The following is an 11,892-nucleotide window of genomic DNA, read 5'->3' as shown; positions in this document are numbered from 1 at the left end:
GGGCGTCTGGGAGCTCTTCCTTCCGGGCATCGGTCGGATCTCGGCGGGTCGGCGGGCGGTGGGGTCCGCGGGCGGCGGTGCGGCGGTTCGTCGGCGGCCCCTCACCCCCGGCCGTCGGACCCGGCGGAGCGGGACGCGCCGGACCCGTCCGTCCGCAGTGCCGGCTCCCCGCCCGCGGCCAGCCGCCGGATGGCGGCCATCGGGACGGCCAGCCAGTCGGGCCGGTGCCGGGCCTCGTAGAGCACCTCGTAGACGGCTTTGTCGGTCTCGTAGGCGCGCATGAGTTCGGGCACCGAGCGCGGGTCGAGCCCGCCGGCTTCCGCATAGCCCAGGCAGTAGGCGTCGCGGGTGCGGCGCGCCCACTCCAGCGCCCAGGGGTCGGCGCCGGCCGGTCCGCTGCGCGCGGCGTAGTCGAAGGAGCGCAGCATCGCCGCGACGTCGCGCACCGCCGGCTGGAGCCGGCGCCGCTCGGCCAGCGGGCGGGCCGGTTCGCCCTCGAAGTCGATCAGCGACCAGCGCCCCTCGTCGGCGGAGCGCAGGGTCTGGCCCAGATGCAGATCGCCGTGGATGCGCTGGGCGGCCCAGCTGCGGCCGTCCCGGCCGAGCGCGGCCAGCGCGTCGAAGGCGGTCCGCAGCCGGGCGCGGTAGGGCTGCAGCACGGGCACGGCGCGCGCGGTGGCCGCCAGCCGCTCGTTCATCCGGGCGGCGATCGCTTCGAGCTGCGGGCGGCGCAGCTCGGTGGTCGGCAGCGTCTGGGCGAGTGCGGTGTGCACCTCCGCGGTGGCATGGCCGAGCGCCCGCGCCGAGCCGGTGAAGTCGGCCCGCACCGCCAGCGCGTTGAGCGCCAGCTGCCAGCCGTCCGCCGAGCCCGGCAGGAACGGCTGGAGCACGCCCAGCGTGGTCGCCTCGCCGCCCTCCCCGGCGGTCGCCGTCTCGCACCACGCGGCGGGCGCCGGCACCCGCGCGCATTTGGCGTCCGCCAGCGCCCGCGGCAGCTCCAGGTCCGGGTTGATGCCCGGCTCGATCCGCCGGAAGACCTTCAGGATGAAGGAATCGCCGTACACGATCGAGGAGTTGGACTGCTCGACGGCGATCGGCCGGGCCGGCAGCCCGGAGGGGATGACGGCGTCCGGCTCGCGGCAGAAGCGCAGTGCGCCGAGCCGGCCCGGCACCCGCAGCCGCTCCAGCAGCAGCCCGCACAGCCGGTTGTCGAGCAGCGCGTCGTAGACCGCGCGGCCGCTCAGCGGACCGCCGCCGGGGCGTCCGATCACCGCGGGCGCCAGCTGCGGCGGCGGCGCCGGATGCACTCCCAGCAGGAGCTGGTAGCAGTCGTCTCCGACCGGCGTACGGCTCGGCGGCGCGCTCTGCTGGGCGCGGACGAGCAGATGCAGCAGGCCCGGCGCGCTGCCGTCGGTGGTGCACGGCAGCAGCTCGGTCGCCGAGAGCAGGGAGAAGCCGGTGACCATCCGCCCCTTGCCGGCGAACCAGCGCTGGCGGGGCACCCATGCGGTGAGCAGGGCGGCCAGCGAGGACAGCAGATCGGGTGCGGTGGCGAGCGGGCGGCGATCAGGGGTGTGGCGGGTGGCACGGGTCGAGGCGGTGTCCGACATGGCGTCGCGTCCTTTCCCCGGGCACACGACATATAGGGCTAAGTGTCCCGGAATGCGGCCTTGACTGTGCGGCGGCGCGGTGGGGGTACCCCCAGACGGAGTCCGGGGGCGCCTCGTGCGAGAGCGTCCGTACGGCAGCGGAATTCGGGCCCGTGCTGCTCCGCTGCGCGGTGTCCCCCTGCGGGGCCGGGGGGACCGACGATGGCCCACCCGGCCCGTGCGGTAGTAGGGAGGCTGCCCGGGCGAAAGGTCAAAAAACGCCCGTACGCGCCATGCGGCTGCGTACGGGCGTCGATCCCGGCAACCCGTGCCCGGTCAGGGCGCCGGCGGCCTATCCGGAGTTTTTGCGCAGCCGGAACCAGTAGAACCCGTGGCCCGCGAGGGTCAGCAGATACGGCAGTTCCCCGATGGCCGGGAAGCGGACACCACCGATGAGTTCCACCGGATGGCGGCCGCTGAACGCCCGCAGATCCAGCTCCGTGGGCTGGGCGAAGCGCGAGAAGTTGTGCACGCACAGCACCAGGTCGTCGTCCGCGCCGCCGGTGCCCGGCGCCTCCCGCAGAAAGGCCAGGACCGCCGGGTTGGTGGAGGACAGCTCGGTGTAGCTGCCGAGCCCGAACGCCGGGTTCTGCTTACGGATCTCGATCATGCGGCGGGTCCAGTGCAGCAGCGAGGACGGCGAACTCATCGCGGCCTCGACGTTGGTGACCTGGTAGCCGTAGACGGGATCCATGATGGTCGGCAGGAAGAGCCGGCCGGGGTCGCAGGAGGAGAAGCCGGCATTGCGGTCCGGCGTCCACTGCATCGGGGTGCGCACCGCGTCCCGGTCGCCGAGCCAGATGTTGTCGCCCATCCCGATCTCGTCGCCGTAATAGAGGATCGGTGAGCCGGGCAGCGACAGCAGCAGGGCGGTGAAGAGCTCGATCTGATTGCGGTCGTTGTCGAGCAGCGGGGCGAGCCGGCGGCGGATGCCGATATTGGCGCGCATCCGCGGGTCCTTGGCGTACTCCGCGTACATGTAGTCGCGTTCTTCGTCCGTGACCATTTCGAGGGTCAGCTCGTCGTGGTTGCGCAGGAAGATGCCCCACTGGCAGCCGGACGGGATCGCCGGGGTCTTGGCGAGGATTTCCGACACCGGATAGCGCGATTCGCGGCGTACCGCCATGAAGATCCGCGGCATGACCGGGAAATGGAAGGCCATATGGCATTCGTCGCCGCCGACGCCGTAATCACCGAAGTAGTCGACGACGTCCTCCGGCCACTGATTGGCCTCGGCCAGCAGCACCGTGTCCGGATAGTGCGCGTCGATCTCCGCGCGGACCCGCTTGAGAAAGGCGTGCGAGGCGGGGAGATTCTCGCAGTTGGTGCCCTCCTCGGCGTACAGGTAGGGCACCGCGTCCAGCCGGAAACCGTCGATACCCAGGTCGAGCCAGAAGCGCAGGGCGGAGATCATCTCCTCCTGGACCGCCGGGTTCTCGTAGTTGAGGTCCGGCTGGTGGGAGAAGAAGCGGTGCCAGTAGTACTGCTTGCGGACCGGGTCGAAGGTCCAGTTGGAGGCCTCGGTGTCGACGAAGATGATGCGGGCGTCGTCGTACTGCTTGTCGTCGTCGGCCCACATGTAATAGTCGCCGTACGGACCGCCGGGGTCGGTGCGCGACTCCTGGAACCACGGGTGCTGGTCGCTGGTGTGGTTCATCACCATGTCGATGATGACCCGCATGCCGCGGTGGTGGGCGGCGTCCACGAATTCCACGAAGTCGGCCAGATCGCCGAATTCGGGGAGCACCGCGGTGTAGTCGGCGACATCGTAACCGCCGTCCCGCAGCGGGGATTTGAAGAACGGCGGCAGCCAGAGACAGTCCACCCCCAGCCATTGCAGATAATCGAGCTTGGCCGTGATGCCCTTGAGGTCGCCGATGCCGTCGCCATTACTGTCCTGGAACGAGCGCACCAGGACTTCGTAGAAGACGGCCCGTTTGAACCAGTCGGGATCGCGGTCTTTCGCCGGGGTGTCCTCGAAGGTGTCGGGGACGGGCTCATTGACGATCAATTGGGTGACCCTCCGATCGGTGAGGACGGTCGCAGCGACAGCACATGGGCGGGCGCCGGTGAGCTGCCAGGCCCCAGGCGCACATAGTTGTCCCTGCCCCAGTGGTAGGTATCGCCGGTGAGCTCATCGCGCACCGGGAAGGACTCGTGCCGGCCGAGGCCGAGTTCCGGCATGTCCAACGACACCGTCGCCTCGTGGGTGTGGTGCGGGTCGAGGTTGACCACCGTGAGCACCGTGTCGGTCCGCTCGCCGTGCCCCTCGCGCTTGGAGTAGGCGAGGACGGCGTCGTTGTCGACCTGGTGGAAGTGCAGATTGCGCAGCTGCTGCAGGGCGGGGTGCCGGCGGCGGATGCGGTTGAGGGTGGTGATCAGGGGGGCGATGGTGTGCCCCGCCCGCGCCGCCGCGTCCCAGTCACGCGGTCTGAGCTGGTACTTCTCCGAGTCCAGGTACTCCTCGCTGCCCGGCCGCAACGGTGTCGACTCGCAGAGCTCGTACCCGGCGTAGACGCCCCAGGTGGGGGCGAGCGTCGCGGCCAGCACGGCGCGTACCTCGAAGGCGGGTCGGCCGCCCTCCTGGAGGTAGGCGTGCAGGATGTCCGGGGTATTGACGAAGAAGTTGGGCCGCAGATAGGACGCCGACTCACCGGACAGCTCGGTGAGGTACTCGGTCAGCTCCTGCTTGGTGTTGCGCCAGGTGAAGTACGTGTACGACTGGTGGAAGCCGATCTGGGCGAGGGTGTGCAGCATGGCCGGGCGGGTGAACGCCTCGGCGAGGAAGAGCACGTCCGGATCGGTGCGGTTGATGTCGCCGATCACCTTCTCCCAGAAGGCCACCGGCTTGGTGTGCGGGTTGTCGACGCGGAAGATCCGTACGCCCTTGGCCATCCAGAAGCGCAGCACCCGCTCGGTCTCGCGGACCAGCCCGCGGAAGTCGGCGTCGAAGGCGAGGGGGTAGATGTCCTGGTACTTCTTCGGCGGATTCTCGGCGTAGGCGATGGAGCCGTCGGCGCGGTGCGCGAACCACTGGGGGTGCAGGGTGACCCAGGGATGGTCGGGGGAGCACTGCAGCGCGAAGTCCAGGGCCACCTCCATCCGCAGCTCACGGGCGGTGCGCACGAAGTGCTCGAAGTCCTCGAAGGTGCCCAGGTCGGGGTGGAGGGCGTCATGGCCGCCGGCCGCCGAGCCGATGGCCCAGGGGGAGCCGACATCGTCCGGGCCGGCCGACAGCGCGTTGTTGGGGCCCTTGCGGAAGGCGCTGCCGATGGGGTGGACCGGCGGGAGATAGACCACGTCGAAGCCCATGGCGGCGACGGCCGGCAGCCGGTCGGCCGCGGTGCGCAGGGTGCCGCTGACGGCCGTGCCGTCCGGCGTGACGGTGGCGCCCTCGGAGCGCGGGAAGAGCTCGTACCACGAGCCGTACAGGGCCCGCCGGCGCTCGACGACCAGCGGCATCGGGCGCGAGACGGTGAGCAGTTCGCGCAGCGGATGGCGGTCCAGCGCCTCGGTGACCTGGGGGGAGAGGGCGGCGGCGAGCCGGGTGGCGGCGGGCAGGTCGGGGTTGCGCAGCGCGTCCACGGCGGCGAGCACCGCCTCGCGCCCGTCGCTCTTGGGGACCTCCGCGGCCGCCCGCTCATGGAGTTCGGCGCCCTCGGTGAGCATCAGCTCGGAATCGAGGCCCGCGGGGATCTTGATCGCGGCGTGCCGGCGCCAGGTGGTGACCGGGTCGGACCAGGCCTCGACGGTGAACGACCAGCGGCCCTCGACGGCGGGGGTGACCTCGGCGCTCCAGCGGTCGGTGCCGGGCGACCGCTCCCGCATCGGTGTCCAGGGGCCGCAGCGGCCGGCCGGATTGCGCAGCACCACATTCGCCGCGACCGCCTCCTGCCCCTCGCGGAAGACGGTGGCCGAGACCTCGAAGGTCTCACCCACCACGGCCTTCGCCGGGCGGCGGCCGCAATCGATCTGCGGGCGGATGTCCAGAACAGGAATGCGACCGATCATGGGCTCACCTGGGCTTGTGGTGCTTTGCGGGGTTCTGTCCTTTGTATCCGCTTTACGGCAAGGGGAACGGCTGCGGGCATGGGCGCTCCTGTCCGCTTTCACTCGGCTGGCGGATGGCACGGCGGCGCGGGGTGCTGCTCCACCGGCCGTCTGTGGCCGGCGGTGCCCCGGTGGATCCGGTGTGCAGGTGCGGCGCGGGGGTACCACGGTGTTCCCGGCGGGCCTTCCCGCAGGGGGCGGCCGGGGAGTCCGCCGGGCTGTGCACCGGTGCCGCACCGCGGATCCGCCGCGTCCCGGCGGGCGGGCCGGCGCCCCCGCGCGGGTGCTCGCGGAGCCGCGCTGACACGGTCGGGTTCGCCTCCTCAACTCGGTGTGATCACAGCGGAGTTGCGGTCCAGCGGATGTCCGGTGTCGCGCCGGGGCCCGTCGGCGTCATCTCGCAGCCTCCCCCCAGGAAGTAGTCCGTACAAGGGCGCATGAGGGGGTGGAATCAGCCATATCGAGCGACGGGGCGGGAGCCGGTGAACGGTCTCGTCCGGCCGGAAATGCCCGGAAGGGGAGGTGAGTTGAGGCGGTGGCGGGCGGGGCGCGGGCGCCCGCGCCGCGCTCCTGGACCGGCCGGCGTCGCGTCGGCCCGGCTCGGCACGGCCCGGCCGGCGTCGCGTCAGCCCGGCGCAGCACGCCGGCCGGCGACACCGCACGCTCCCGGCCCCGGAAACGCGTGAGGGCGGTGCCCGGAAGTCTCCGGACACCGCCCGCTCCGGGGCTCGCTCACCCCGGCACGTTCAGCACGTTCCCGCTCGTTGCGTCACTTGACGGCGACGCCGGTCCAGGCGGCCTCGACGCCCTTGACCTCGGGGCTGCCGGCCTTGTACAGGTCGGTGGCAGCCTTGATGGTCGCCTCGCGGGCGGCCTTGTAGTCGGTGTTCGAGGTCATGTACTCGGTCAGGGCCTTGAACCAGATCTTCTCGGCCTTGTCCCGGCCGATGCCCTCGACCTTCTTGTTGTCCGCGGTCGGGCTGTCGTACTTGACGCCACCGATCTCCTTCGGGCCGCTGCCCTCCGACAGCAGGTAGAAGAAGTGGTTGGCGACGCCCGACGAGTAGTGCGGGTCGAGGTCCCCGGTCTTGGAGTCCCAGAAGTCCTTCGACTGACCGTCCTTGGACGGCTTGTCCATGTAGCGCAGCGGCTTGCCGTCACCGTTGATGTTGATCTTCTCGCCGATGAGGTAGTCGCCCGGGTCCTTGTCGTTCTTGGCGTAGAACTCGACCGAGGTGCCGAAGATGTCCGAGGTGCCCTCGTTGAGGCCGCCGGACTCACCGCTGTATTCGAGCTTGGCGGTGGCCGCGGTGACACCGTGCGACATCTCGTGGGCCGCGACGTCGAGGGCGGTGAGCGGGGCCTTGTCGCCCTCGCCGTCGCCGTACGTCATGCAGAAGCAGCTGTCGTCCCAGAAGGCGTTGACGTAGTTCTTGCCGTAGTGCACGCGGGACGTGGCGCCCTTGCCGTCGCCCTTGATGCCGTTGCGGCCGTGGACCTTCTTGTAGTAGTCCCAGGTCTCGGCCGCACCGTAGTGGGCGTCGACGGCCGCGGTCTGCGGGTTGTCGGGCTTACCGGTGCCCCACTTGTCGTCCTCGTCCGTGAAGGCCTTGCCCTCACCGGACTCGCTGTTGCCGAGGTTGACGGTCTTGTGACCGCCGCGGTCGGCGTCGGTCAGCGTGAAGCCGCTGCCCTCCTTGGAGGTGCCCAGGTCGACGCTGCCGCTGAACTCGCTCTCGCCCTTGCCGGTACGGATGTCGTCGTACTGGAAGAGCTTCTTGCCGCTGTCGGCGTCGGTGATGACGTGCATGCGGCTGGGCGTGCCGTCCTTCTGGACGCCCTTGACGACGGTGTCGTAGGCGAGGACGGGCGAGCCGGAGGCGGCCCAGACGACCTTCTGGGGCGTCTGCGCGGTGGCCTTCTTGGCGCTGAGCGACTTCACGGCGGTGCCCTGGGCCGACTGCGCGGCGGCCGTCGGGGCGATCTTCGCCGTGGTGGAGGCCACCTTGATCGACTTCTGGGTCGACTTGGTGGTGCCCTTGACCGCGCCGCCCTTGGCGGTGTGCACGATCAGGTCGCCGCCCAGCACCGGCAGGCCGGCGTAGGTGCGGTCGTAGCGGGTGTGGGTGGTGCCGTCGGCGTCCTTGATGACGTCCTTGACGACCAGCTTCTCCTGCGAGCCCAGGCCGAGTTCCTTGGCCATCTGGACCTTCGCGGCGCCGGCGTCGCGCAGCAGCTCGGTGCGCTGCGAGGCGCTGAGCTTGAGGGGTGAACCGTCCTTGGTGGGGGCCGGGGCGGTGGAGGCTCCTGCGGTGCCGGCGATACCGGCGGCCAGCAGAGCGGCGGCGGCGATGGCGCCACCGGTCACACGGGTCTTGCGAGATATGCGGGGGGTCACGCGTGCTCCTTCAACTTTGCCAAGTGGTGGGGGTGCAAAGCGATGCGGGTGTGACGTGCGTTCGGGAAGACTGCCATTCGAACGCGTGCATGTCAGGAGGGTGTTCACAGGTTGGCTGGAAATCGTCCGTAGAGTGGTGATCGCGGTTCGTATAACGGAGAGGGGCGCCGCCCCCGGTGACCCGGGGACGACGCCCAATCGCCGTGCTCAGCAGGCCCGTTGTCAGGTGGCTCGAACTGACGGCCCGCTTATGTCACACCAAGGTGACTCTTTGGTGCGGCAGTTGGTCAGAAAGTGAGCTTCCAGCTGTTGATGTTGCCGCTGTCCTCCGCGTAGATGTCCTGCACCCGCAGCTTCCAGGTGCCGCTCGCCTTCTCGGAGGAGGCGTTGACGGTGTACGTGGTCTTCACGTTCGCCGCCGAGTCGAACGGGTTGGCGTTCTTCAGCCGGTAGGCGGTGCCGTCCGGGGCGATCAGGTCGATGACCAGGTCACCGCGGTAGCTGTGGACGATGTCGACGCCGACCTTGAGCGTGCTCGGGGCGTTGCCGCTGCGGCCGACGTTGATCGGCGAGGTGACCGCCGCGCCCGCGTCCGGGATCGCCACGTCGTCGGTGTTCTCGAAGACGCTGCCGCCACCGGAGGTGCTGACCGTCCAGGTGAAGGCGGCCGTCCCGGTCTTCTTCGCGGCGTCGGTGACCGTGACCGTCACATTGCTGGTGCCGGCCGTGGTCGGCGTGCCGGAGATCAGACCCGTGCTCGTGTTGAGCGACAGCCCGGCGGGCAGCCCGGTCGCCGCGTACGAGAGCGCGCCCGCGGTGCCGCTGGTCGCCTTGATCTGCAGGCTGGCGGCCTGGCCCACGGTGCTGGACTGGTTGCCCGGGTTGGTGACGGTGACCCCGCCGCCGTCCGGGACGCGCGAGCCGACGTTGACCGCCGCCCAGGTGTTGGCGACCGTGTTGTACGACGCGCTGCCCTGGCCGAAGAGGTCCGCCGCGGCCTTCAGGGTGGCGTCGCGGGCGCCCGCGTAGTTGGTGTTGGCGCTCATGTACTGGCTGAGGGCCTTGAACCAGACCTTCTCCGCGTTGGCCCGGCCGATGCCCGGGACCGGCAGGTTGTCGAAGGTCGGGCTGTCGTAGTGGACGCCGCCGATGTCCTTCGGGCCGCTGCCCTCGGACAGCAGGTAGAAGAAGTGGTTGGCGACACCGGACGAGTAGTGCACGTCCTTGTTGCCGACACCGCTCGACCAGTAGTCCGCGGACGCGCCGTCCTTGGACGGCTTGTCCATGTAGCGCAGCGGGGTGCCGTCGCCGTTGATGTCGATCTTCTCGCCGATGAGGTAGTCACCGGGGTCGGCGGGGTTGTTGGCGTAGAACTCGACCGAGGTGCCGAAGATGTCCGAGGTCGCCTCGTTCAGACCGCCGGACTCGCCGCTGTAGGTGAGGTTCGCGGTGGCCGCGGTGACACCGTGCGACATCTCGTGGCCGGCCACGTCGATGGCGGTCAGCGGGGCGGCGTTGCCGGAGCCGTCGCCGTACGTCATGCAGAAGCAGCCGTCGTCCCAGAACGCGTTGACGTAGCTGTTGCCGTAGTGGACGCGGGAGTAGGCGCCGACGCCGTCCCCGCGGATACCGCTGCGGCCGTGCACGTTCTTGTAGTAGTCCCAGGTCACCTGGGCGCCGTAGGCCGCGTCGACACCGGCCGTCTGGGCGTTCTGCGCGGTGCCGTCGCCCCAGGTGTCGTCGGCGTCGGTGAACAGCGAACCCGTCCCGGACGAACCGTGCTTGAGGTCGTACGTCTTGTGGTTGCCGCGGGTCGGGTCGGTCATCGAGAAGTTCGGCGCCGAGCCCGACGTGCCGAAGTTGACCTTGCCGCTGTACTCGCTGTTGCCGACGCCCTGCTCGATCCCCTGGTACTGGAAGAGCTTGGCGCCGGTCGTGGCGTCCGTGATGACGTGCAACTGGTTGGGCGTGCCGTCGTCCTGGAGCCCGCCGACCACCGTCTCGTACGCGAGCAGCGGCTTGCCGTCGGCGACCCAGATCACCTTGCGCGGTGCCTTGGCGGCCTCGGTCTTCGTCGAGCCGAGCGCCCGGGCCGACGACACGGCCTTCGCCTCGGCGGTGGCCGGGTGCACCTTCGCGGTGGTGCTCACGACCTTGAGCTGGGAGCGGACGGCCTTGGTGACGCCCTTGAGCGCGCCGCCCTTGCTCTGGTGCACCACGAGGTCACCGCCGAGGACGGGCAGTCCCTCGTAGGTGCGCTCGTAGCGGGTGTGCACGGTGCCGTCGACGTCCTTCGAGACGTCCTTGACGACCAGCTTCTCCTTCGCCCCGAGCTTCAGCTCCCGGGCGGTCTTTGCCGTGGTGGCGTTCGCTGCCCTGATCAGCTCCGCACGCTGGGACGGGGACAGCTTGGCCGGCAGTGCGCCGGGCCGGGGCGTGGCATGCGTGGTGCCCGGCCGCGGGGTGGCCGCCGTACCGGTGCCGGCCTGGACACCGACGGCCAGCATCGCCGTGACGGCGACGAGTGCGCCGGTCGCAACGGCGCGTCCATGGGGGGTGCGTCTCACGCTGACTCCTTCTGCGGTGGCCGCGACGTGACGGGGCGGCCGAGGGGGACCGGGCGGCCCATCGGCCGTCCGGGCAGAGCGAGGCAGAACTCTTGGAGCGTGTGGGGGGAGACGTACGGGTGATACGCGGCGTACCAGTGATACGTGGCGTTGCCGGTGGAGCGGGTGGTGCTGAGGAAAAACGCTGCCGCGGCGGCTGGTGCGGTGGGGGTCCGTGCGGCGGTTGCGGGGAAGAGTCCCACCTCAGGTGGCTTGTTGTCAGGCTCCGTTCAACTAATTGGCCGGAAACCGTCCGTTGCCCGAAATCCGTGTCCGGAAGCCGGACGGTCCGTGATCGGCGGATACGCCGCTCCCGTGCTCCCGGGGCCCCCGGAACGGCTCGAACCGCAGCTCAAGGCCGTCCGGATCCGGACCCGGGACGACCGGCCCCCGTGGCGTCCTGCCCGGCGGGGCCCTGGCCGTGCCAGGAGTGCCACAGCGCGGCATAGGCGCCGTCCGCCGCCACCAGCTCGTCGTGGGTGCCGAGTTCGGTCAGCCGGCCGCCCTCCATGACGGCCACCCGGTCCGCGTCGTGGGCGGTGTGCAGCCGGTGTGCGATCGCGATGACCGTACGCCCCCGCAGCACGGCGGCCAGGGCGCGCTCGGTGTGCCGGGCCGTCCGCGGGTCGAGCAGCGCCGTCGCCTCGTCCAGGATCAGGGTGTGCGGATCCGCCAGCACCACCCGGGCCAGGGCCAGTTGCTGCGACTGCGAACCGTCGAGGCGGTGCCCGCCGGCGCCCAGCTCGGTGTCCAGACCGGCCGGCAGCTCCCCGGCCCACTCGGCCCCCACGGCGGCCAGCGCGGCGTGCAGCGCGGCGTCGTCGGCCCCGGGCGCGGCGAGCCGCAGATTGTCCCGGACGGTGCCCAGGAACACATGGTGCTCCTGGGTGACCAGGACGATCTGCCGGCGCAACACGTCCGGATCCAGCGCCGCGACCGGCGCCCCGCCGACCGTCACCGAGCCGCTGCGCGGGGCGTCGATACCTGCCAGCAGCCGCCCCAGGGTCGACTTACCGGCTCCCGACGGGCCGACCAGGGCCAGCCGTTCGCCGGGGCGGACGGTCAGGTCGACGCCGCGCAGCACGTCGTCGTGCCCGTGGTCGTAGGCGTAGTGGACCGCCGTGACGTCGATACGGTCGTCGGCGGGTAGGGCGGGCGCCGGGGCGGACTGCTGGGCGGGCTCCGGGGA

The 11,892-nt window shown here is 70.7% G+C and carries 6 protein-coding genes; all 6 read right to left on the bottom strand.

Annotated features, from left to right (window positions below):
* Positions 1-101: 101 nt before the first annotated feature.
* Entirely contained in the window at positions 102-1,610 is a 1,509-nt protein-coding gene (locus EST54_RS30865; protein ID WP_129251002.1) for a maltokinase N-terminal cap-like domain-containing protein, read from the bottom strand.
* Between the two features lie 331 nt (positions 1,611-1,941).
* Positions 1,942-3,660: a maltose alpha-D-glucosyltransferase gene (gene treS / locus EST54_RS30860; protein WP_129251001.1), complete on the bottom strand. Its 1,719-nt coding sequence runs from the start codon at positions 3,658-3,660 to the stop codon at positions 1,942-1,944.
* A complete protein-coding gene (locus EST54_RS30855; protein ID WP_129251000.1) occupies positions 3,657-5,660 on the bottom strand; it encodes an alpha-1,4-glucan--maltose-1-phosphate maltosyltransferase in 2,004 nt (667 codons plus the stop codon). The genes treS and EST54_RS30855 overlap by 4 nt, the downstream gene beginning before the upstream one ends.
* 808 nt (positions 5,661-6,468) lie before the next feature.
* The gene (locus EST54_RS30850; protein WP_129250999.1) at positions 6,469-8,097 is read right to left on the bottom strand and encodes a M4 family metallopeptidase; all 1,629 of its coding nucleotides are present in this window, start codon (positions 8,095-8,097) and stop codon (positions 6,469-6,471) included.
* A 287-nt stretch (positions 8,098-8,384) separates the two neighbouring features.
* Complete coding sequence (locus EST54_RS30845; RefSeq protein WP_129250998.1) at positions 8,385-10,664, bottom strand: M4 family metallopeptidase; 2,280 nt, start codon at positions 10,662-10,664, stop codon at positions 8,385-8,387.
* A 391-nt stretch (positions 10,665-11,055) separates the two neighbouring features.
* On the bottom strand, positions 11,056-11,892 hold an 837-nt coding region (locus EST54_RS30840; protein ID WP_135796911.1), incomplete at its 5' end, for an ABC transporter ATP-binding protein.

This window comes from Streptomyces sioyaensis (genome assembly GCF_004122735.1).
In the GTDB taxonomy this organism is placed as follows: domain Bacteria; phylum Actinomycetota; class Actinomycetes; order Streptomycetales; family Streptomycetaceae; genus Streptomyces; species Streptomyces sioyaensis.
This window is presented reverse-complemented; position numbering and strand designations above follow the sequence as displayed.

Bases quoted from the DNA above. Each gene is read 5' to 3' on its own strand.
- EST54_RS30865 (WP_129251002.1), bottom strand. From the start codon at position 1,610: ATGTCGGACACCGCCTCGACCCGTGCCACCCGCCACACCCCTGATCGC.
- EST54_RS30855 (WP_129251000.1), bottom strand. From the start codon at position 5,660: ATGATCGGTCGCATTCCTGTTCTGGACATCCGCCCGCAGATCGATTGC.